Genomic DNA, 22,905 nt, shown 5'->3' on the forward strand with positions numbered 1-22,905 from the left:
ACCTGATCGAGTGAATCTGCGTCCGGTTGGGTCAAACCCCAGTTGAGCGTCGGTCCTACCTGCGAACCTGTCCTCATGCACGAGTCAGCCGCCCGCCCGGCGTGCCACACTGGTGGTGCGCAGGTGGTCAACGGAGGTGATGCCCGGTGGTGGCGCCAACCGAAGCCAAGACCGATTTCCTGCTGCCCAGCCACGAGGGGCCCTGGACGATCGAGGACGTCCTCGCTCTGCCGGAGGACAACAGCCAGCGGATCGAACTCGTCGACGGGATGCTCTACGTGAGCCCGCTGGGCACGGCCGCACATCAGAGACTGGTGTTCGAGGCGTCGTACGCGCTGCGCGGAGCCTGTCCGCAGGACTACGAGGCGACGATCGAGTTGAACGTCGAGTTCGACGACCGCCGTCTGTTCATCCCCGACTTCACCGTGCTGAAGAGGAAGGGCGCGAAGGGCCTGACCGTTCCGGTGGAGGACGTGCTCCTCATCGGCGAGGTGATCTCCAGGAGCACCAAGCTGAAGGACCTGGTGGTCAAGCGCCAGGTGTACGCGGAAGCACGCGTGCCCTACTACCTGATCATCGATCCGGCGAAGGGCGTGCCGGAAGCGGTGCTGCTCGAACTGGACGACGAAGGCGAGTACGCCGAGATCGCCCGGAGCGGGGAGGGCGTCCTGACCATCGAGCGACCGTTCCCGGTCACCATCGAGCTGCCTTCCTAGCCGTAGAGCCACTCCAGCCGTTCGTGCAGGTCGGCCGTGGTCCACGAGGCGAACAGCGCGTTCCGGGCCTCCGCCGCCCCACCAGCCGGGTGGTAGACCTCCCGGCCCATCAACCGCGACACGTGGTGGACGCGCGCGGTCCGCTCGGAGCGGAGCGCCACGTACCGCGCACAAGAGCCGGCCACGTCCCGTGAGTCGAACACCTCGGAGAGGCACACGGCGTCTTCCAACGCCTGGCAAGCCCCCTGCGCCGCGTACTGCAGCACGGGATGGGCGGCGTCGCCGAGCAGCACGACCCGCGAGTCCTGCCACGTCGCGACCGGCTCCCGATCGCACAACACCCACGCCCGCCACTCGCGCGCCAACGCCATGACGCGAGCAGCGTCGTCGCACATCGGCGCGAAGTGCCGCAGCACCTCGGCGTGCTCGGTCGGCTTGCCGGTGACGGGCTCCGTGGCGCCGTTGTCCGTCGTGGCCACGAGGTTCACGTACCGCCCGCCGGCGATCACGTACCAGACCACGTGGTAGCGAGGCCCGGCCCAGAGGGTGACGACGTTCTCCTTCAACGACCGCGGCACGTCCTGTGCCGGGATGACCGCGCGGAAGGCGGTGTGCCCGGAAACCCGCGGCTCCCCGTCACCCACGAGCTGCCGCCGCACCGCGGACCGCAACCCGTCGGCCCCGACGAGCGCTTCGCCGCGCACGAGCTCACCGGACCGCAGCTTCGCGGTGACTCCGTCACCGTCCTGCGCGTAGGCCTCGACAGCGCTGTCGCCCCTCAGCTCAACGCGCTCGTGGTTCCGGCAGGCGTCGAGCAGCGGCGCGAGCACGTCGTTGCGGTGCACAACGGCGTACGTCCCGAAGCGCCTTCGGAACTCTTCGCCGACGGCCAGTCCGGCGATCCGCCTCCCGGACACACCGCAGCGCAGCCGCAGTTCGTCGACGTGCACGGCCCGGGCCCGCACCTCGGCGCCGACGCCGAGAGCGTCGAGCGCGCGGAACCCGTTCGGGCCGACCTGGATGCCGGCGCCGATCTCCTCGAACGCGGGCGCGGCCTCCAGCACCTTCACGCGGTGCCCGGCTCGCGCGAGACCGAGAGCCGTTGCCAGACCGCCGATGCCGCCGCCGACCACCAGGACCGTCATGTCCGACCTTTCGCGAGCCCGCCAGAGACCGCGTCCGAGTATCGCGACTCCGCGATCACGCGGTCGTGGAGGTGGCCGGGCCGAGGCTGGGCGCCGGGAGTTGGGGGTGTCCACGGGTGTACGGGAGGCTGGGCGGTCGCGTGCATCCGCGAAGCCGGCTGGCAAGGCTCGCCCAACTCGGCTCGGGCCTCGCCTGGTTCGGTAACGATCGCGCGTCCGAACGAGGCGCACACAGGGCCACCGGTACGGTGGGCGTCGTGTTGAACGGGTTGAACGCCGCCGTCCTGGCCACGATCCCGAGCCCAGACCGTGGTGTTTGGTACCTCGGACCGCTCCCCATCAGGGCGTACGCGCTGTGCATCATCGCCGGCATCATCGTCGCCATCTGGTGGGGTGAGCGCCGGTGGGTCGAGCGGGGTGGCATCAAGGGCGAGGTCACGGACATCGCCGTATGGGCGGTGCCGTTCGGGCTCGTCGGTGGGCGGCTCTACCACGTCATCACGGACAACCAGAAGTACTTCGGGCCGGGCAAGGACCCGCTCGCGGCTCTGGAGATCTGGAACGGCGGCCTCGGGATCTGGGGTGCCATCGCCCTCGGTGCGGTGGGTGCGTGGATCGGGTGCCGGCGCAAGGGCATCCCGTTGCCCGCCATGGCGGACGCGCTCGCGCCCGGCATCGTGGTGGCGCAGGCGATCGGGCGGCTCGGCAACTACTTCAACCAGGAGCTCTACGGCGGCGACACGACGTTGCCGTGGGGGCTCGAGATCTACCGCCGAGTCACGCCCGAGGGGCGTGAGGACGCGCTGGCGGGCGTGGCGATCGACCACACGCCGATCCAGGTCGTGCACCCGACGTTCCTCTACGAGCTGCTGTGGAACCTCGGTGTCGCGCTGCTGATCGTGTGGGCGGACCGGAAGTTCCGGCTCGGGCACGGGCGGGTGTTCGCGCTCTACGTCGCGGGCTACACGGCCGGCCGGTTCTGGATCGAGCTGATGCGCACGGACGAGGCGACGCTGATCTTCGGGCAGCGGGTGAACGTCTTCGTGTCGGCGCTGGTGTTCTTCGGGGCCATCGCGTACTTCGTCATCGCCCGGTCGCGTGGTGGGCGTGAGGACGTGGCGGCGGTGCGAACCGCCCACCCCACCGACGGCGAGCCCGTCGAACCGGGCGAGACCACGTCGCGAGGAGCCGAGGCGGTCGAGGACGACGCCGAGAAGGACAAGAAGAACTCCCCGGAATCCGTCAAACCGGAGTGATCTGTGCGCGTGCTCGTCGTCGAGGATGACGACCGGGTGGCCAGGGGCCTGCTGACCGCGTTGCGGCACGCGGGCTACGAGGTTCATCGGGTGGCCACGGCCGCTGACGCGCTGCGTGCGGCGCCGGCGGACGTGGTCCTGCTCGACCTCGGCCTGCCCGACGGCGACGGCCTGGACGTGCTGCGCGAGCTGCGGCACCGGCCGGGCACGGCCGTCATCACGGTCACCGCGCGCGGTGAGGAACGTGAACGCGTGCTCGGGTTGCGGGCCGGCGCGGACGACTACGTGGTGAAGCCGTTCGGCACGTCCGAACTGCTCGCCCGGATCGAGGCGGTGCTCCGCCGCACGCGCACCCACCGGGCCGAGCCCGACAGCGAGGGGCCGATCCAGGTCGGCCCGTTGCGGATCATCGCCTCGACGCGCAGCGCGACGCTCGCCGGCGAGGCTCTCGCGCTCACGCGCAAGGAGTTCGACCTGCTCGCCCTGCTTGCCACCCGCAAGGGCGAGGTGGTGAGCCGCGACTTCATCGTGGACCAGGTGTGGCAGGCGCACTGGGAGGCGCCGTCGCGGACGCTGGACACGCACATCGCGGCGCTGCGCGGGAAGCTCGGCGACCAGGTCAAGATCGAGACGGTCCGCGGGGTGGGGTACCGGCTCGCCACGTGACGAGTCTCCGAGAGACATCCACAGGCCGGTGCGGAACAATTCCAAGCGATGCTCCGCCGACTGCTCGTCATCACCGTTCCGCTGCTCGTCGCCCTGGTCGCGGCGCTCGGCATCCCCTTGGCGTCCGCGGTGGTGCAGCGGGAGACGCAGACGACCTACCTCGACCGCCTCGGTGACGCGAGCAGGTTCGCCTCCCTCGCCGAGAGCGCGCTCCAGTCGGACCGGCTGGAGGCGCTGAGCCAGGAGATCCAGCGCTACGACACCCTCTACGACGTCCCCGTCGCGATCGTCAGCGCCGACCGGCGGATCGTGCTGGCGTCACGGCAGGGCTTCAACCCGAGCAGCGACCCCGAGGTCACCGCACTGCTGAACACCGCCCTGAACGGCGGCGTGCGGCCCGAACCGGAGTACACGGGCTGGCCGTGGCGCACGGGGCCGCTGGTCGTCGTCGAACCGGTCGGGCGCGACAGCGAGGTGGTGGCCGCGGTCGTCACCATCTCGCGGACGAACGGCCTGCGCGCCGAGGTGCTGCGGCAGTGGGGGCTCATGGCACTCGCGGGTCTCGCGCCGATGCTGGCCGTGGTCGCCGCGGCCTGGCCGATGTCGCGGTGGGTGCTGCGGCCGGTCAGCAAGCTCGACGAGGCCACGGCGGCCGTCGCGCAGGGCAACCTCGACGTGCGGGCGGACGAGGTCGGCGGGCCGGCGGAGCTGCGCAGGCTCGCGAAGAGCTTCAACACGATGGTCGACGTGGTCGGCAGGGCGCTGAACAGGCAGAAGGCGTTCGTCGCCGACGCCTCGCACCAGCTGCGCAACCCGCTGGCCAGCCTGCGGCTCGCCGTGGACAACCTGGAGCCGCACGTCCAAGGGGAGGACGCGAGAGAGGCCCACCAGATCGCCGTCGAGGAGGCCGAGGAGATGGGCCGAGTGCTCGACACGCTGCTCGCCGCGACCCGGCTCGACAGCGCGCGGCAGACCGAACCCGTCGAGATCGACCAGCTCATCACGACCCACCGGGCCGCCTGGCAGGCGCTCGCGAGCAGGAGCGGGGTCGAGCTGAAGATCGACGTGCCGGCGGGCCTCACCATGCAGGAACCGCCGGGCGGGCTCGGCAGCGTCCTGGACGAGCTCGTCAGCAACGCCGTCCGCCTCTCCAACGCCACCGAGGTCGTGGTCACCGGCAAGCCCGGTGAGCTGCACGTCGTCGACAACGGCGACGGCCTGGACGACGAGGAGCGCGAGCTCGCGCTGCAACGGTTCTGGCGCGCGACCAAGCACCAGAACATCGCCGGTACGGGCCTCGGGCTCGCGATCTGCGCCGAGCTGATCGAGTCGGCAGGGGGCACGCTCACGCTGCACGACGCCGGCCCGGGCCTGGACGTGAAGGTCGCCCTCAGCGCTTCACGGAACGGAACCAGCGCATAGCGCCCTCGTGCAGCGGCACGAGCCCGGTTGCGATGCCGGTGCGGACGTTGATGCGCGACGCTTCCGGGTGGCCCTCCACGATCCGCGCCGTCTCGGTGAACACCGTGCGCGTCACCACCTCGACGACGTCCGCGCTCAGCGACTCCCGCGCCAGCAGCAGGTTCGGCACCGCGAACGTCTGGTTCGCCTGCACGCCCTCGTAGGTGGTGCTCGGGATCGTCGCCGGGATGTACGGGCCCTTGTACTCGTCGGCCAGCTGGACGGCCTCGGCCGGGATGTTCACCAGCCGCACGTTCCCGACCAGGTCCGAGATCGCGGGAGTCGGGATCCCGGTCAGCGCGAGCAACGCGTCCAGCGACCCGTTCGCGACCCTGCGCGAGGCCTCCGCGTGCGCCATGCGTTCGTCCAATGCGGACACCTTGAAGAAGTCCAGCATCCGCTTGGTGGTGAACTCCGTGCCCGAACCGATGGGACCCAACGAGATCCGCTTGCCCGCGAGGTCGGCGAAGGTGTGGATCGGCGACGCCACCGGCACCGCGATCTGCATGAAGCTGTCGTAGAGCCTGCCCACCGAGCGCACGCTCTGCGGGTCGTCGATCGGGTCCAAAGAGGACAGCGCGAGCTGGGCCTCGCCGGAGCGCAGCAGCTGCAGGTTCTCCACCGACGCGGCCGTGGGGATCGCGGTGACCTTCGTGCCGGGCAGCTGCTCGGCCAGCGCGGCGGCCAGTGCTCCGCCCACCTCGCGGAACACCGCGCCCTCGGGACCGGTCGCGAGCACCAGCTCAGCGGGGGCGTCGACCCTGCGCGGGGTGCACCCGGCGAGAGCCAGCCCGGCCCCTAGCAGAAGCGTGCGACGGCTGAACGACACCGATGAAGCCTAGCTGTTACGTCAGGGCTGTCTGAAGTTTCCTGACGTCCGCTTGTCGGGCCTGGTGGCGCGGCTCACTCTCTCTCCCAACACGTAGTTCAAGGAGGAACAGTGGCCACCACGACCACAGGGCGCAAACCGATCTACAAGCACCTCTACTTCTGGGTGCTCGTCTCCATCGTTCTGGGCGCTGCCGTCGGGTTCCTGTTCCCCAAACAGGCGTCCGAGATGAAGTGGCTCGCCGACCTCTTCGTGAACCTCGTCAAGGTCGTCATCGCGCCGACCATCTTCGCGACGATCATCGTCGGCATCGCGGGCCTCGGGAACCTCGCCAAGGCGGGTGGCCTCGCACTCCGCACGATCCTCTACTTCACCGCGATGACCACGGTGGCGCTCGCCATCGGTCTCGTCGTCGTGAACATCGTCCAGCCGGGTCACCACGGTGGCGAGATCCAGCTCAACGCGAGCCAGGCCGACGCGACGCTGAAGTCCGCGGCGAACGCGGAGACCGGTGTCACGGGCTTCATCCTGAGCCTGGTGCCGAAGTCGTTCGTCAGCGCGTTCACCGACGGCCAGCTGATCCAGGTGCTCGTGGTCGCCATCCTCGTGGCCGTCGCGGTCGCCGGCATGGGTGAGCGCGGCGCCAAGGTCGTCTCCGCGATGGAGACGCTGTCCAAGGTGATGTTCGGCATCATCAAGATCGTCATGTACGTCGCCCCGATCGGTGCCTTCGGCGGTATCGCCTACACCGTCGGCAAGTTCGGCGGCAGCGTCCTCGGCAAGCTGCTCTGGCTGATGGGCTCGTTCTACGCGACCTGCATCCTGTTCGTCATCGTGGTGCTCGGCCTCGTGGCGAAGTTCGCGGGCTTCAGCCTCTTCAAGTTCCTGCGCTACATCAAGGACGAGATCCTCATCGTCCTCGGCACGTCGTCGTCCGAGTCGGTGCTGCCGCGCATGATGGTCAAGCTGGAGGCGGCGGGCGCGCAGAAGTCGGTCGTCGGCCTCACCATCCCGACGGGTTACTCGTTCAACCTCGACGGCACCTGCATCTACCTGACCATGGGCGCGATCTTCATCGCCCAGGCCACGGGTCACGACGTGTCGATCGGCGTCCAGATCGGCCTGCTGCTGTTCATGCTGATCGCGTCGAAGGGCGCGGCGGGCGTCACCGGCGCCGGCCTCGTCACCCTGGCCGCCTCGCTGCAGGCGTTCGAGGCCCACTCGGCCATCCCGGCGGTCGGCATCGCGCTCATCGTCGGCATCGACCGCTTCATGTCCGAGGCCCGCGCCATCACCAACGTGATCGGCAACGGTGTCGGCTCGCTCGTGGTCGCCGCGTGGCAGAAGGCCCTCGACAAGGACCGCCTGACCGAGGTGCTGAACAACCCCGACAGCGTCGACGTCGACGACCTGCTGGCCAAGCAGACCGGCGCCGGCGACGACGAGAAGGAGCCGGTCGCGGCTCACTGAGACGTCCGTGGCCGGAGGCGACTCTTCCCGCCTCCGGCCACGCGACCCACGACCTCCGCGAACACCGAGGTCCCGCTCTCCCGCCTGCGGCGGGGTGAACGGGACCTCGGTCTCGTTTGACCGGAAACAACTGCCGCGACCCGGTTTGCACGGTGCGCGTACCATCTGAAGTGGGACGACGTGAGCGTCCGCTAACTGAGACGATAAGGCGCTGACCAGCGAAGACGCCGGTAGCGCGTGCTGATCCAGTGGGAAGCACCGAATGTAGTGCAGCTCTCATCGGACTGGCGCCAGTTGAACGTTCGGTTACGCTAACCCGGATGTAACGAACGCCGACGTTGGCCGCAATGTCGCTCCGCAACGGGGAATCGTTACACATCCATGACCTAGATCACCCATTGGCGGGTGTCCCTGGGTTTCGCGGCTGTTAAAGTCGCGTCAACACGCGGGCCATCGTCGTCCCGTGCTCCCACCTGTTGGTTCGAGGTCTGAGCACGAGGACATTGTTCTTTCGCGAGGACGACGAAGGAGGTCTGCGCAGTGATCTTCTCCGCCATCCCCGGCCCCCAGGGTCTCTACGACCCGGCTGATGAGCGCGACGCCTGCGGTGTCGCCATGGTGGCCGACATCCAGGGCAGGCGTTCCCACGGCATCGTGAGCGATGCGCTGACGGCGCTGGCCAACCTGGAGCACCGGGGTGCCGCCGGTGCCGAGCCCACCTCGGGCGACGGTGCGGGCATCCTCCTGCAGCTGCCGGACGAGTTCCTCCGCGCGGTGGCCGGGTTCGACCTGCCCGAGCGCGGGCAGTACGCGGCGGGAATCGCTTTCCTGCCGTTCGAGGCCGAAGAACGCGAAGCCGCCATGCGGCAGATCGAGCGCATCGCCGAGGAGGAGAACCTCGTCGTCCTCGGCTGGCGCGACGTCCCGGTCGCCCCGGAGTCCGCCGGCGTCGGCCCGACGGCCATGTCGGTGGCGCCGCACTTCGCACAGCTGTTCGTGAAGGGCACGCGCGACGAGTCCGGCATCGCCCTGGACCGCCTCGCCTTCTGCCTGCGCAAGCGCGTGGAGCACGAGGGCAGCGTCTACTTCCCTTCGCTGTCGGCGCGCACGATAGTCTACAAGGGAATGCTGACGACCGAGCAGCTGCCGGCGTTCTTCCCCGACCTGCACGACGAGCGCCTCTACACGGCGATCGCGCTGGTGCACAGCCGCTTCTCCACGAACACGTTCCCCTCGTGGCCGCTCGCACACCCGTTCCGGTTCGTCGCCCACAACGGTGAGATCAACACCGTGCGCGGCAACCGCAACCGCATGCGCGCCCGCGAGGCGCTGCTGGACAGCGACCTGATCCCCGGCGACCTCGCCCGGCTGTTCCCGATCTGCAACCCGGACGGCTCGGACTCGGCGTCGTTCGACGAGGTGCTGGAGCTGCTGCACCTCGGCGGCCGCAGCCTGCCGCACGCGGTGCTGATGATGATCCCGGAGGCGTGGGAGAACCACGCCACGATGGACCCGAAGCGCCGCGCCTTCTACCAGTTCCACGCCTCGCTGATGGAGCCGTGGGACGGCCCGGCCTGCGTCACGTTCACCGACGGCGAGATCGTCGGCGCGGTCCTCGACCGCAACGGCCTGCGTCCCGCCCGCTGGTGGCAGACCGCCGACGGCCGCGTCGTCCTGGCGTCGGAGACCGGCGTGCTCGACGTGCCGTCCGACCAGGTCGTCGCCAAGGGCCGCCTGCAGCCCGGCCGCATGTTCCTCGTGGACACCGCCCAGGGCCGGATCATCGACGACGAGGAGTTCAAGTCGACCCTCGCGTCGGAGCAGCCCTACGACGAGTGGCTGCACGCCGGCCTGCTCGACCTGGCCGACCTGCAGGACCGCGAGCACGTCGTGCAGAGCCACGAGTCCGTCGTGCGCCGCCAGCTCACCTTCGGCTACACCGAGGAGGAGCTGCGGATCCTGCTCACGCCCATGTCGGTCTCGGGCGCAGAGCCGCTCGCGTCCATGGGCACCGACACCCCGGTCGCGGCGCTCAGCCAGCGCTCGCGGCTGCTCTACGACTACTTCGTGCAGAACTTCGCGCAGGTCACGAACCCGCCGCTGGACGCGATCCGCGAAGAGATCGTCACGTCGGTCAAGCGCGTGATGGGCCCCGAGCAGAACCTGCTGGAGCCCGGCCCGGTGTCGTGCCGCCACGTCACGCTCGACTACCCGGTCATCGACAACGACGAGCTCGCCAAGCTCATCCACATCAACGACGACGGCGACCTGCCGGGCTTCGCCTGCACCGTCCTGTCCGGACTGTACGAGGTGGACGGTGGCGGCGAGGCGCTGGCCGCGGCGATCGAGCGCGTGCGCCGCGAGGCGTCGGAGGCGATCGCGAACGGCGCCCGCACGCTGGTGCTGAGCGACCGCGACTCGGACCACCGCATGGCGCCGATCCCGTCGCTGCTGCTGGTCTCCGCGGTGCACCACCACCTGGTGCGCACCAAGGAACGCCTGCGCGTCGCGCTCGTCGTCGAGTCCGGTGACTGCCGCGAGGTCCACCACGTCGCCGCGCTGCTGAGCTACGGCGCCGCCGCGGTGAACCCGTACCTCGCGTTCGAGACGATCGAGGACCTGATCAGCCAGGGCGCCATCACCGGCGTCCCGGCGCACAAGGCGATCCGCAACTACGTCAAGGCGCTCGTCAAGGGCGTCCTGAAGATCATGTCCAAGATGGGCATCTCGACCGTCGGCGCCTACACCGCGGCGCAGATCTTCGAGGCGGTCGGCCTGTCCAACGACCTGCTGGACGAGTACTTCACCGGCACGCAGTCGAAGCTCGGCGGCGCCGGCCTCGACGTGCTCGCCGAGGAGGTGGCGCTGCGCCACCGCCGCGCCCACCCGGACAACCCGACGGCGCGCGAGCACCGCAGGCTCGAGGTCGGCGGCGAGTACTCCTACCGCCGCGAGGGCGAGCTGCACCTGTTCACGCCGGAGACGGTGTTCCTGCTGCAGCACGCCACGAAGACGCGCAAGGAGGACGTCTTCCGCCAGTACACGGCGGAGGTCGAGCGCATCTCGCGGCAGGGCGGCACGCTGCGCGGCCTGTTCAAGTTCCGCAGCGAGGGCCGCACGCCGATCCCGATCGACGAGGTCGAGCCCGTCAGCGCGATCGTCAAGCGCTTCAACACCGGCGCCATGTCGTACGGCTCCATCTCGGCCGAGGCGCACGAGACCCTCGCGATCGCGATGAACCGCCTGGGCGGCCGGTCGAACTCCGGTGAGGGCGGCGAGGACCGCGAGCGCCTGTACGACCCCGAGCGCCGCTCGGCGGTCAAGCAGGTCGCGAGTGGACGGTTCGGCGTCACGAGCGAGTACCTCGTGAACTCCACGGACATCCAGATCAAGATGGCGCAGGGCGCGAAGCCCGGCGAGGGCGGCCAGCTGCCCGGCTTCAAGGTCTACCCGTGGGTCGCGCGCACCCGGCACTCCACGCCGGGCGTCGGCCTGATCTCGCCGCCGCCGCACCACGACATCTACTCGATCGAGGACCTGGCGCAGCTCATCCACGACCTGAAGAACGCGAACGAGCAGGCACGGGTTCACGTGAAGCTCGTCTCGTCCATCGGCGTGGGCACGGTCGCGGCGGGTGTCGCCAAGGCGCACGCGGACGTCGTGCTGATCTCCGGCTACGACGGCGGCACCGGCGCCTCGCCGATGAACTCGCTCAAGCACGCCGGGACGCCGTGGGAGATCGGCCTCGCCGAGACCCAGCAGACGTTGCTTCTCAACGGCTTGCGCGACCGCATCACCGTCCAGGTCGACGGCGCGCTGCGCACGGGCCGCGACGTCGTGGTGGCCGCGCTGCTCGGCGCCGAGGAGTTCGGCTTCGCCACGGCACCGCTGATCGTCGCGGGCTGCGTGATGATGCGCGTCTGCCACCTCGACACGTGCCCGGTCGGCGTCGCCACGCAGAACCCCGACCTGCGCGCCCGCTACACCGGTCAGGCCGACCACGTCGTGAACTTCTTCGAGTTCATCGCGCAGGAGGTCCGGGAGATCCTGGCCGAGCTCGGCTTCCGCACGATCGACGAGGCCGTCGGTCACGCGGAGCTGCTCGACAAGGACGAGGCGATCGAGCACTGGAAGACCGCGGGCCTGAACCTGGACCCGGTCTTCGAGGTGCCCGAGACCCCGTACCCGACGGCGAAGCGCCGCGTCCGCGACCAGGACCACGGCCTCGACAAGGCCCTGGACCGCACGCTGATCCAGCTCGCCGAGGCGGCGCTGGAGGACGCGCACCAGGTCACGCTCGAGCTGCCGGTCCGCAACGTCAACCGCACGGTCGGCACGCTGCTCGGCGCCGAGGTCACCCGCCGCTTCGGCGGCGAGGGCCTGGAGGACGACACGATCCGGGTGAAGCTGACCGGTTCGGCCGGCCAGTCGCTCGGCGCGTTCCTGCCGCGCGGCATCACGCTGGAAATGGTCGGCGACGCGAACGACTACGTCGGCAAGGGCCTGTCCGGCGGGCGGATCATCGTCCGGCCGCACGACGACGCGCCGTTCCGCGCCGAGGACCAGGTGATCGCGGGCAACGTGATCGGCTACGGCGCCACGTCCGGCGAGGTCTTCCTGCGCGGCCGCGTCGGCGAACGCTTCTGCGTCCGCAACTCCGGCGCGCTGCTCGTGGCGGAGGGCGTGGGCGACCACGCGTTCGAGTACATGACCGGTGGCCGGGCAGTGGTGCTCGGGCCGACCGGGCGCAACGTCGCGGCCGGCATGTCCGGCGGAATCGCGTACGTGCTCGACCTGGACCCGTTGTCGGTGAACCAGGAGATGGTGCAACTGCAGCGCCTCAGCGCCGAGGACCTGCGTTGGCTCAAGGACGCCGTCACCAAGCACCACCGGCACACCGGTTCCGCGGTGGCCGCGTCGCTGCTCGGTGACTGGACCCGTCGGGCCGGTGCGTTCACGAAGGTCATGCCCGGCGACTACCAGCGCGTTCTCGAGGCCATGCGCCTCGCCCGCGCTGAGGGCCGGGACGTTGACGCGGCTGTCATGGAGGCGTCTCGTGGCTGATCCACAGGGTTTTCTCAAGCACTCCCGCTCCGACGCGCCGAAGCGTCCGAAGCCGGAACGGCTGCAGGACTGGAACGAGGTCTACCTCCAGGAGGCCCCGGAGGAGCGCAACGCCGCCGTGCGCACGCAGGCGACGAGGTGCATGGACTGCGGAGTCCCGTTCTGCCACAGCGGAACCGCGGGCTGCCCGCTCGGGAACCTGATCCCCGAGTGGAACGACCTGGTGCGCCGTGGCGACTGGGAGCTCGCCTCGGACCGCCTGCACGCCACCAACAACTTCCCGGAGTTCACGGGCAGGCTGTGCCCGGCACCGTGTGAGGCCGCCTGCGTGCTGTCGATCTCGCACGACGCGGGTGGTGCGGTCGCGATCAAGCGGGTCGAGGAGACCATCGCGGACATGTCGTGGGAGAACGGCTACGTGCAGCCGTCCCAGGCAGCCGTGTCCTCGGGCAAGCGCGTCGCGGTCGTCGGGTCCGGCCCCGCCGGGCTCGCCGCCGCGCAGCAGCTGACCCGCGCGGGCCACGAGGTCGTGGTGTACGAACGGGACGACCGCCTGGGCGGGCTGCTGCGGTACGGCATCCCCGAGTTCAAGATGGAGAAGAAGGTCCTCGACCGCCGTCTCGCGCAGCTGCGCCGCGAGGGCACCAAGTTCGTCACCGGCTGCGAGGTCGGCGTCGACGTCACGGTGGAGCAGCTGCGCGCCGAGTTCGACGCGGTCGTGCTGGCCGTGGGCGCGTTGCGCGGCCGTGACGACAAGACGACCCCGGGACGCGAGCTCGAGGGCGTGCACCTCGCGATGGACCACCTGGTCCCCGCGAACCGCGCCTGCGAGGGCGACGGCCCGTCGTCGCTCTCCGCCGATGGCAAGCACGTCATCGTCATCGGCGGTGGCGACACGGGCGCCGACTGCTACGGCACCGCGACCCGCCAGGGCGCGCTGTCCGTGACGCAGCTCGACCAGTACCCGATGCCGCCCACCGTGCGCGACGACGAGCGCTCGCCGTGGCCGGTGTGGCCGCACATCCTGCGCACGTACCCCGCGCACGAGGAGGCGGGCGAACGCCGCTTCACCGTGGCGGTCAAGCGCTTCGTGGGGGACGACGCCGGCCACGTTCGGTTCATCGAGCTGCAGCAGGTGCGCGTCGAGAAGGACTCGTCCGGCCGCCGCGCCGTGATCCCGGTGTCCGACGAGATCGAGGTCCTGCCCGCCGACATGGTGCTGCTGGCGATCGGCTTCGAGGGCGTCGAGCACATGCGGCTCCTGGACGACCTGGGCATCTCGCTCACGACCCGCGGCACGATCTCGTGCGGCTCCGACTGGCAGACGACCGCGCCCGGCGTGTTCGTCTGCGGGGACGCCCACCGCGGCGCTTCCCTGGTGGTGTGGGCGATCGCGGAGGGGCGGTCCGTGGCGAACGCCGTGGACAAGTTCCTCACGGGCGCCTCGAGCCTGCCCTCGCCGGTGATCCCCAACCAGCTTCCGCTCGCTGTGGTCTGACAACGGCGTCCGACAGCGGAGAGCAGCATGACGCCCCGCGCGACAACGGAGTCGCGCGGGGCGTTCGCCTTTTCCAGGGGCCGACGCGTCCGGGGCCACCCGCTAGCCGGGCGTGCAGGAGCTCCAGCCGACGGCCCGGCACGCCGCCCGCACCGGTTCGTACAACGAGTCGTCGACCTTCGCGTACCCCCAGGCGGTGGCGTCACCCACCGGACACTCGCCCTGGCAGAACCCGTTGGCCCGCAGGTGGTCCGCCGTCGCCTTCGTCTGCAGGGCGGAGACGATCCGCTGCCGCAGCGGTTCCGGCAGGTCGTCCGCCACGGCCAGGGGAGCGCCGGGGATCGGACCGGACGTCCAGATCTTCTTCAGCTGCCCCGGCTGGACCTGGCCGCGTTCGACCAGGTGCCGGTCGACCATCTCGTCGAACGCGAAGCCCGCGTCGCACTGCCCGGTGGCCACGGCGAGCACGGTGGCCTCGTGGCCGCTGGTGAACACGGGCACGGTGTCGCGCGCCGGGTCGAGGCCGATCGCGCGCAGCGCCGTGCTCGGGTAGAGGAACCCGGCGGTGGACAGGCGGTCGGCGTAGCAGACCTTGCGTCCGCGCAGGTCGGCCAGCGACCTGATGGACGAGCCGGCGTGGGTGAAGCCGAAGCCGCGGTACGACGGTGCGGCGCCCTTCTCCTTCACCTGCGCGGAGACCGGGGTGATGCGCGCACCGCGTTCGCGCGCCACGACGTAGGACTGCGGGCCGAACGCGCCGATGTCGATCGAGCCGTCGCGCATGCCGTCGACGAGGGTCTCGTAGCCGGTCGGTTCCTGGACGCGGATCTCCACGCCGGTCTCGCGGCGCAGCATGTCGACGATCGGCAGGAACGTCTGCTGGGTCGTGATCGAGCTCGCGGTCGGGACTCCGCTGAACACCAGGGGTTCGCGGGCCCGCGCCACCTCGGCGGGCGGGGACGAGCACGCGGCGAGCAGCAGGACCGCCGGGAGGAAGCGTTTCATCGCAGGTCTCCTGAGCAGGTGTCGCGGTAGGGCAGGGCCGGGAGGTACTGCTGCCATTCGAGGCGGCTGAGGCCACCGCCCGCGACCGCGCAGGCGCGGTGGACGGTGTTGTCGAGCAAAGCCATGTCCCACAACACGGTCGTGCCGTCGGAGCCCGCGGTCGCGAGCACGGCGCCGCTGGGGGCGAAGGCGGCGGAGTTCACCGCCAGCCGGTGGCCGTCGAGCTGCCGGCCGACCTGGCGGGGCTGGTTCGGGTCGGTGACGTCCCAGACGAGCGTGCCGCCGGTGGACGTGCCCGCGACCAGCTTCGTGCCGTCCGGGGCGAACGCGAGAGCGGTGACCTGCTTGTTCTGGCCCAGCGGCTGGCCGATCGGGAGCGGGTGGCCCGGATCGCTGATGTTCCACAGGATCGTCGTGCCGTCGGTGCTGCCCGCGGCGAACACCTTGCCGTCCGACGAGAACGCCGCCGCGCTCACGCTGTTCCTGAGCCCCGCCAGCGGTGGCCCGATCGGCTCGCCGGCGGCCACGTCCCACAGCACGATCGTGTTGTCGCTGCCCGCCGTCGCGTCGATGCCGCCGTGCGAGGCCAGCGAGTGCAGCCGCGAGACCCCGGTGCCCTCGCCGATCTTCCTGGGCTGCTGCGGGTGGCCGACGTCCCAGCGGATCTGCCGGTTGTCCGCCCCGGTGGTGACGAGCGTGGTGCCGTCCTCGAACGCGACGGACTTCACCAGCATGCCGTGCCCGGTCAGCGGCGACCCGATGCGGCGGGGCCGGTCGGCCATCTCCCACACGACGGCGGGCCCGCGGGTGCTGCCCGTGACGAGGCGCAGGCCGTCGGGGGAGAACGCCAGCGACGACACCGCACCCCGTTGTCCCACCAGCGGATCGCCTGCCTGGCGCGGCCGGTCCGGGGTGCTGAGGTCCCACAGGACCGTGGTGGCGTCGTGGCTCCCGGCGGCCAGCACGGACGAGGTCGGCGAGAACGCCACGGAGGAGACAAGACCGCTGTGCCCGGTCAGTCGCGTGTGCGTGCGGTCCGCCGGGGTCCACAACGTCGTGGCGCCGTCCGAACCACCGGTGGCCAGCAGCGTCCCGGTGTCGTTGAAGGCCACGGACGTCACGGCCTTGCGGACGTTGTCGTTCAGCGGCTCGCCCGCGACCGGCCGCTCCGGTGAGCCGATGTCCCAGACCACCACCGTTCCGTCGTGGCTGCCGGTGGCGAGCTTCGTGCCCGAGAACGCCACCGACGACACCCCGGCGCCCTGGCGCTGGAACGGCTCGCCGAGCTGTGCCGGCCGCGGTCCGAGGCGCCACAACGCCGTGGTGCCGTCCGAGCGGCCGATCGCGAGCAGCGTCCCGGTCTGGTCGATCGCCACCGACGTCACCGGCTGGCCCGACGGCAGGCGCTGACGCCGTGAGGTGGTTCCCCGGTCCCACACCAGCACCGAGCCGTCGGAACTGCCGACCGCGGCGACGTCGCGAGACAGCGCCACCGACGTGACGGCCGCGCCCGTGCCGGACTCGGTGGCCAGCTGCCGCGGCTCGTCGGTGAGGTCCCAGAGGCTCGCCGTGCCGTCCGTGCTGCCGACGACGGCCGTGTGCCCGGCGGGACCGAACGCGACCGCGGACACCGTCTCGCCGAACGAACCGCCGTACCGCGTTGTCAGCAACGTGTTGACCAGTTCGGTGTTCGTGTCCGAGCTGGGAACGAGCCCGTGCGCGGCCAGCCCGAGCCGCAACGCGAGCCGCGGCGACGAGTTGCGCGCCACCTGGGCCTGCGCGATGAGGGCGCGGGCGGTCGCGGTGTCGCGTTCGTCGCTCGCGATGCTCCACTGCACGGCCGCGAGCCCCGCCGCGCCGACGGCCGCCACGAGGAACACCGCGAGCCAGCTGGTCGTGCGCCTGCGGTCGCGGCGCCGCTGTCCCTGCAGCGCGACGATCCTGGTGCGGCTCGCGGCCAGGAACCGGCGGGCGTCGGGGGAGAGGTCGTCGTCGGCCACCAGCGGCGCGATGGCGGCGAACGTGTCCTCGTTGAGCAGCAGGTGGTCGGCGCACCCGCCCTCGTTCCACTGCGAGGCGTCCAGCTCGACCGACTGCGCCGCCCGCAGGCCGATCTGCCGCTCGTCGATCGCGGTGCGCAGCGGCTTCCACTCGGTGAACAGCGCCTCGTGCGCCACGCCGATCCAGCGGCCCTGCTTGTCGCCGCTCGCCGTCAGCAGCCGGTGCCGGACGAACACCTCCAGCGCCTCGCGGGCGCCGGGGTCGAGCCGCGCCAGGCTGACGCGCTTGCGGGTCGGCCTGCCGGTGTGGTCGAGCGTGGCGAGCGACGCGAGCCGGGAGAGCAGCTCCTCCCGGCCGAGCCCGGTCTCCGAGACGGCGCCGTCGAGCACGTCGTCCGCGTGCCGGGCGAGCGCCCCGTGCACGCCGCCGAGGTGCTCGTAGCGTTCGCTGGACAGCGTGCCGCCCCTGGGCACGCCCATCGCGAGGTGCTGCAACGTGAACGCGAGCAGCGGCAACGCCTCGCCGCTCGCCGTGTCCTCCACGAGCCGTGCGACGAGCTCCGGGTGCACCTTGAGCCCCGCCACCCGCGCCGGCCCGGTGATCACCACGTTCAGCACCTCCCGGGCGAGCGGTGCGAGCACGTAGCTGCCGAGGTGGACACCGCCCAGCTCCGGCAGCGTCCGCAGGTCGTCGAGGAACTCCGACCGCAGCGTGGCGATCACCCGCACGTTGTCCGCCAGGGCGTCCTTGAGCAGGCTCGCCACGCACTGCCGATCCTCCTCGCCGGCGCGGGTGAAGAGCTCCTCCGCCTGGTCGATGGTGATCAGCAGCCGGCGGTCCTCGTCGACGAGCTCGTGCGCCACCCCGCGCAGCCCGTCGAGGACGAGCCGGTCCCTCGTCTCGCGCAGGCTCCAGCGCAGGCCGACGCGCTCGGCGGTCTTGCGCACCGACCGGGCCAGCGCGTCCAGCGGGTCGTTGCCCGGCAGCCACGGCGGCATGACGAGCCAGCGGGGGTCGTCCGCGAGCTGGGCCAGCAGACCGGCTTTGACCAGTGACGACTTGCCGCAGCCAGAAGGGCCGACGACCGCCAGCAGCCCCGGCCCGCGGCGCACCTTGCGGGCCAGCGCGCGGGTTTCCTGGTCGCGCCCGAAGAACACGGCGCTCAACGCCGTGCTGAACGCGTCGAGGCCCGGGAACGGCTCCTGGTCCTTCGCGAGCTTGCGGCCACCGGCGTCGAACTGCCGCAGCGCCTTCTCCAGGTGCTCGCGCGCGGTGGCGTGCGGGATGTGGTTGAGGTGCCCGATCAACGGGTGGATGACGCCCTCGGCCTGCACGGGCAGCAGCAGGCAGCCCAGGGCGTCCGCGATGGCGACCTCGGCGGTGCACCAGCTGGAGACGACCGAGGCCCCGCTGACGAGGCAGACCACCGCGTCCGCCCGCCGCAGCTCGTGGTGCAGGCGCTCGCGCCACGCCTCGCCGACCTGGATGCCGTCGTCGGGGTGGACCTCCAGGAAGGTGTCGTGATCGGGGTCGAGCCAGTCGCGGATCTGCGCCGCGATCGCCACGTCCTGCGTCGCATGGCTGATGAACACCCTCGCCACGGCAGGCCTCCTTTGGCATTCGGCCACCGATTGTGCAGAGCGGCAGGGGGTCGGTGATCGGTTGTCCATCAATTGGCACAACTCCAACGCGGGAGAGCTGCGCTCTGCATACCCGCGGGGCCGGCGGCGTGGCTCTGCCGCTCGGGTAGTCGCTGCGATGGCCACCGTCGCTTCGCGGTCCGGACTCGTTGTGCGCGGTGCTGTACCTTGGTGCATTCGCGCATGAAATGAACGTGAAGTGAAGTCGCAGTTCAGCGATTGGCATCGCTCCGTGTCGTTCCACCCTGTGAAACCTGAAGATACTTTCGGGTGAATTTGGTGCCTGAAACGGTGGCACATGTCATGTGTTAACCATCCCGTCATCCGCTCGGGTAAAACTGGTGGAGGGAAATCAACTCGGTCGGGGGTGTGAGCATGCGCAGCGTTCTTCTTGCTGTCGTCGTCGCCCTGTGCGCCGTGCTGACCCCGGCCATCTCCACGGCCTCGGTCGGCGCACCACCGCCGAAGTCCAAGACCTCCGCGCCGAAGGAGGAAGCGCCCCGCGAGGAACGGGAGCCGAGCCGGCTGAGGATGCCGGTCGCGTCCGCGGACCGCGCGTCCAAGGAGGCCACACCGTCTTTCACGACGGTTTTCGCACCCCGGACGGCACCCGGAGCCGCCCCGGTGACGGAGGCGGAACCGATAGCCGTCTGGCGCACACCTCCCGCACTGCAGGTGTTCCGGAACTGATCGGTCCCCACCACCCGATCAAACCGAACACTTTCTCCAGCAGTGAGGGATTCCCGTGGACTTCCATCGCTTTGTTCAGCATGCCCGCGCACACGCCGCAACGCGTTCCCGCGCACTCGGCCGCGAGCTCGCCGCGGGGCAGCAACCCAGCACGATGTTCATCACGTGCGCCGACTCGCGCATCGTGACCGCCGCGATCACCGGAGCCGAACCGGGTTCTCTGTTCGAGCTCCGCACCGCGGGCAACGTCATTCCCCCGTATTCGCTGACCGCGCCGACCAGCGAAATGGCGACGATCGAGTTCGCCGTGGTGCAGCTCGGCGTCAGCGAGATCGTCGTGTGCGGCCACTCCCACTGCGGCGCGGTGGGCGCGCTCACCGGCGGTGGCATCGACCACCTGCCCGCGATGCGCGGCTGGCTGCGCCCGAAGGCCCCGCGCACGCCGTCCGACCCGGCGATGCGCGCGGAAGGGCAGGACCACGTCCGCGCCCAGCTCGAGGTGCTGCGGGCGTACCCGTTCGTGGCCGAGAAGGCCGCCGCGGGCTCGCTGCGCGTGCACGGCTGGTTCTACGACATCGAGACCGGCGAGGTCTCCACGTGCGACGAGCACGCCTTCCTTCCGCTGTAGGGGCCGGCCGTGATCAAGAAGCACTGGCCCGACCTCGGGGCCTCGATCGTCGTTTTCCTGGTGGCGCTACCGCTGTGCGTGGGCGTGGCGGTCGCCTCCGGGGTGCCGGCCGAACTGGGCATCGTGACCGGCGTGGTCGGCGGCATCGTCGTCGGCCTCCTGCCGGGCAGCACGATGCAGGTGAGCGGACCGGCTGCCGGACTGACGGTGCTGGTGGCGGACGCCGTCTCGAGGCACGGGATCCAGGCCTTGGGCGTGATCGTCCTGGGCGCCGGACTGCTGCAGGTGCTCCTGGGCTTGGCGCGCTGCGGGAGGTGGTTCCGCGCGATCTCCCCGTCGGTCGTCCAGGGCATGCTCGCGGGCATCGGCCTGGTCCTGGTCTTCGGCCAGCTGAAGCCGATCGTGGCGTCCCCGATTTCCCTCGCCCTGGGCCTGCTGACCGTGGTCATCATGCTGCTGTGGCAACGCACCCCGATGCGCGTCGTACCGGGCGTGCTGGTGGGCGTGGTCGTCTGCACGGCCCTGGCGGCGCTGTTCGCCTCCGGCGTCGACAAGATCGTCGTGGGCACCCTCTCCGCGGACGTGCACCTGCCGAACTTCTCGCTGCTGGACACGGGGGTGATCGGCACGGCGGTCGTCTTCGCCCTGGTGGCGTCGGCGGAGAGCATGTTCAGCGCCGCCGCCGTCGACCGCATGCACAACGGCCCGCGCACCCGGTACAACAAGGAACTCGTCGCCCAGGGCGTCGGCAACACGATCTGCGGCCTCCTCGGCGCCCTGCCGATGACGGCGGTGATCGTGCGCAGCTCGGCGAACGTCGCCGCCGGCGCCCGCACCAAGGCCTCGCGAGTGCTGCACGGCGTGTGGCTGCTGCTGTTCGTGGTGCTGCTGCCGGGTCTGCTCACGCTGATCCCGGTGGCGGTGCTGGCGGCCGTCCTCGTGCACGCCGGCTGGAAGCTGCTGGGCCTCAAGGACCTGGTCCGCCTGTGGCGCACGGACAGGGCGGAAGGCGCGGTCCTCGTGCTGACCGCGGGCCTGATCGTGGCCACGGACCTGCTGACCGGAACCCTCGCCGGCCTGCTGGCGGCGGTCGTGAAGACGGCCTGGGACGTGTCCCGGCTCTCCGTGGTCGAGACGCCAGAGGGCTTGGCGCTCAAGGGCAACGCGACGTTCCTGCGGCTGCCCCGGCTGCTGGACGTGCTGGACGGCGTGGACCGCGAGCACGTGCGCATGGACCTGAGCGGGGTGCGACACCTCGACCAGGCCTGCGGCCAGGCGATCGAGCAGTGGGTGGACGAGTCGCGGCGGGCGGGCAGGACCGTCGAGCTCGTCGGCAGGGGTGAGCCGGTTCGCAGATAGGGGCGAGCGCGCCCGGACACGGGTGAGCCTGCCCGCAGACAGGGGCGAGCGGGCCCGGACAGGGGTGAGCGGGCCCGGACAGGGGTGAGCCTGCCCCAGAGGTGAGGCGGGCAGGCAAGCTCTCGCGGGGGTCCCCTTCGGAATGGGGTCCCCCGCGACCCAACTTACTCACCGGGTCTGACAATTCCGTCGTGAAGCCGAAGACATCCCAGTTGCCAGGGGTGTCAAGCGGCTGCGGCGGTGTGGTGTGCCCAGGCGGTGTGTTCGTTGTAGGTGGTGCGGGTTTTGAGGCAGCCGTGCAGGATGCCGACCAGGCGGTTGGCGAGCTGGCGCAAGGCGGCGTTGTGGCTGCCGCCTCGGGCGCGTTGCTGCTGGTAGTAGGCGCGGGCGCCGGGGCTGACCCGCATGGCGACGAAGGCCTGGGCGATCAGGGCGTCGAGCAGCCGGTCGTTATGGACGTGCCGGGCCGCGATGGTGCGTTTCTTGCCGGAGGCGATGGTGATCGGGCTGGTGCCGGCGTAGTTCTTGCGCGCCTTGGCGCTGGCGTAGCGAGTGGGGTCGTCTCCGAACTCGGCGAGCACCCGAGCGCCGAGAACGCGTCCCATCCCGGGTTGGGACAGGATGATCTCAGCGTCCGGGTGCCGGCCAAAATGGGCCTCGACCTCGCGCTGCAGGCCGGTGATCTGCTCGGCCAGCGTGGCCAGGATCGCGATCGTGGCGCGGGTCGCCGCCGCATAGGCGGCCGTCACCACCGGCGGCTGTCCGAGGTGTTCGGCGCGCAGCGCGGCCTGGATCTCGGCGGCCCTGGTGTCGACGTCCCGACGCCGGGCCCGCGCCAACGAGCCGCGGATCTGGTTGAACGACAACCTCTTCGCGGTGTCCGGATCGGCTGCCCGGCCCAGCAGCTCCAGCGTGTCCGGCGCGTCCAGATCGGTGAACGCCGCAAGCGCAGCGGGGAAGTACTCGCGCAACGAATGCCGCAACCGCAGCGTGTGACGGGTCCGATCCCAGATCAACGTCTTGTGCACCCGCGCCACGACCTTGATGCCCTCGGCCTCGGCCGAATCACCCGCGACCGGACGCAACTGGTGCGCGTCGGTGCGGACCATGTCCGCCAGCACATGCGCGTCCCCCGCATCGCTTTTCGCGCCCGACACCTGATACCGGTCCCGAAACCGCGCCACCGACAACGGATTCACCGCGAACACCGCATACCCAGCGGCGACCAGCGCGGCCACCCACGGACCCCGGTCGGTCTCGATCCCGACCCGCACCTGCACATCCCCCACATCGGCATCACCCGAGTGCTCGGCGATCAACGCGTGCAACCGCGCCATCCCCGCCACCCCCTCGGGCAACCGGGCCTTCGCCAGCCTGCGTCCGCCAGCGTCCATCACCTCGACATCGTGATGATCCTCAGCCCAGTCATCACCCACCAGCAGCAGCATCTCACCCTCCCGACTCACACCTCATCAGC

The 22,905-nt window shown here is 70.7% G+C and carries 15 protein-coding genes; 10 read left to right on the forward strand and 5 right to left on the reverse strand.

Going from position 1 to position 22,905, the window contains the following annotated elements; genetic code table 11:
* Positions 1 to 149: 149 nt before the first annotated feature.
* The gene (locus tag V1227_RS36810) at positions 150 to 716 is read left to right on the forward strand and encodes a Uma2 family endonuclease (RefSeq protein ID WP_329789744.1); all 567 of its coding nucleotides are present in this window, start codon (positions 150 to 152) and stop codon (positions 714 to 716) included.
* On the opposite strand, the gene V1227_RS36815 is transcribed toward V1227_RS36810, so the two are convergent.
* The gene (locus tag V1227_RS36815; protein WP_329789745.1) at positions 713 to 1,861 is read right to left on the reverse strand and encodes an FAD-dependent monooxygenase; all 1,149 of its coding nucleotides are present in this window, start codon (positions 1,859 to 1,861) and stop codon (positions 713 to 715) included. The genes V1227_RS36810 and V1227_RS36815 overlap by 4 nt on opposite strands.
* 260 nt (positions 1,862 to 2,121) lie before the next feature.
* Between V1227_RS36815 and lgt the strand changes: the two genes are divergently transcribed.
* From lgt to V1227_RS36830, 3 genes are read left to right on the forward strand one after another with little or no spacing between them, the layout of a single operon-like run.
* Positions 2,122 to 3,117, forward strand: coding sequence for a prolipoprotein diacylglyceryl transferase (lgt, locus tag V1227_RS36820; protein ID WP_329794206.1), 996 nt, complete (start codon positions 2,122 to 2,124; stop codon positions 3,115 to 3,117).
* A gap of 3 nt (positions 3,118 to 3,120) precedes the next feature.
* Complete coding sequence (locus V1227_RS36825; RefSeq protein ID WP_329789746.1) at positions 3,121 to 3,783, forward strand: response regulator transcription factor; 663 nt, start codon at positions 3,121 to 3,123, stop codon at positions 3,781 to 3,783.
* Positions 3,784 to 3,831: 48 nt separating this feature from the next.
* Entirely contained in the window at positions 3,832 to 5,205 is a 1,374-nt protein-coding gene (locus tag V1227_RS36830; RefSeq protein WP_329789747.1) for a sensor histidine kinase, read from the forward strand.
* On the opposite strand, the gene V1227_RS36835 is transcribed toward V1227_RS36830, so the two are convergent.
* A complete protein-coding gene (locus V1227_RS36835; protein WP_329789748.1) occupies positions 5,174 to 6,073 on the reverse strand; it encodes a TAXI family TRAP transporter solute-binding subunit in 900 nt (299 codons plus the stop codon). The two genes, V1227_RS36830 and V1227_RS36835, sit on opposite strands and share 32 nt — an antisense overlap.
* 111 nt (positions 6,074 to 6,184) lie before the next feature.
* Here V1227_RS36835 and dctA point away from each other — a divergent pair, with 111 nt between their 5' ends.
* From dctA to V1227_RS36850, 3 genes are all read left to right on the forward strand, one after another.
* Positions 6,185 to 7,543 carry a C4-dicarboxylate transporter DctA gene (gene dctA, locus V1227_RS36840; protein ID WP_329789749.1) on the forward strand — a complete coding sequence of 453 codons (1,359 nt, stop codon included), beginning with the start codon at positions 6,185 to 6,187 and terminating at the stop codon, positions 7,541 to 7,543.
* Between the two features lie 540 nt (positions 7,544 to 8,083).
* Positions 8,084 to 12,607 carry a glutamate synthase large subunit gene (gene gltB / locus V1227_RS36845; RefSeq protein ID WP_329789750.1) on the forward strand — a complete coding sequence of 1,508 codons (4,524 nt, stop codon included), beginning with the start codon at positions 8,084 to 8,086 and terminating at the stop codon, positions 12,605 to 12,607.
* Positions 12,600 to 14,105: a glutamate synthase subunit beta gene (locus tag V1227_RS36850; RefSeq protein WP_329789751.1), complete on the forward strand. Its 1,506-nt coding sequence runs from the start codon at positions 12,600 to 12,602 to the stop codon at positions 14,103 to 14,105. The genes gltB and V1227_RS36850 overlap by 8 nt, the downstream gene beginning before the upstream one ends.
* A gap of 102 nt (positions 14,106 to 14,207) precedes the next feature.
* On the opposite strand, the gene phnD is transcribed toward V1227_RS36850, so the two are convergent.
* Positions 14,208 to 15,110, reverse strand: a complete 903-nt coding sequence (phnD, locus tag V1227_RS36855; RefSeq protein ID WP_329789752.1) for a phosphate/phosphite/phosphonate ABC transporter substrate-binding protein — start codon at positions 15,108 to 15,110, stop codon at positions 14,208 to 14,210.
* Positions 15,107 to 18,712, reverse strand: a complete 3,606-nt coding sequence (locus V1227_RS36860; RefSeq protein WP_329789753.1) for an nSTAND1 domain-containing NTPase — start codon at positions 18,710 to 18,712, stop codon at positions 15,107 to 15,109. Before V1227_RS36860 ends, phnD begins: the two co-directional genes overlap by 4 nt.
* A 414-nt stretch (positions 18,713 to 19,126) precedes the next feature.
* Here V1227_RS36860 and V1227_RS36865 point away from each other — a divergent pair, with 414 nt between their 5' ends.
* From V1227_RS36865 to V1227_RS36875, 3 genes are all read left to right on the forward strand, one after another.
* A complete protein-coding gene (locus tag V1227_RS36865) occupies positions 19,127 to 19,441 on the forward strand; it encodes a hypothetical protein (protein ID WP_329789754.1) in 315 nt (104 codons plus the stop codon).
* Positions 19,442 to 19,595: 154 nt separating this feature from the next.
* Complete coding sequence (locus V1227_RS36870) at positions 19,596 to 20,069, forward strand: carbonic anhydrase (protein WP_329789755.1); 474 nt, start codon at positions 19,596 to 19,598, stop codon at positions 20,067 to 20,069.
* Positions 20,070 to 20,078: 9 nt separating this feature from the next.
* Positions 20,079 to 21,428, forward strand: a complete 1,350-nt coding sequence (locus V1227_RS36875; RefSeq protein ID WP_329789756.1) for a SulP family inorganic anion transporter — start codon at positions 20,079 to 20,081, stop codon at positions 21,426 to 21,428.
* 224 nt (positions 21,429 to 21,652) lie between these two features.
* Here the strand turns inward: V1227_RS36875 and V1227_RS36880 are convergent, their stop codons facing one another.
* A complete protein-coding gene (locus V1227_RS36880; protein ID WP_329794022.1) occupies positions 21,653 to 22,873 on the reverse strand; it encodes an IS110 family transposase in 1,221 nt (406 codons plus the stop codon).
* Positions 22,874 to 22,905: the final 32 nt, after the last annotated feature.

Origin of the sequence: Lentzea sp. DG1S-22 (genome assembly GCF_036321065.1) — a bacterium.
In the GTDB taxonomy this organism is placed as follows: Bacteria; Actinomycetota; Actinomycetes; order Mycobacteriales; family Pseudonocardiaceae; genus Lentzea; species Lentzea jiangxiensis.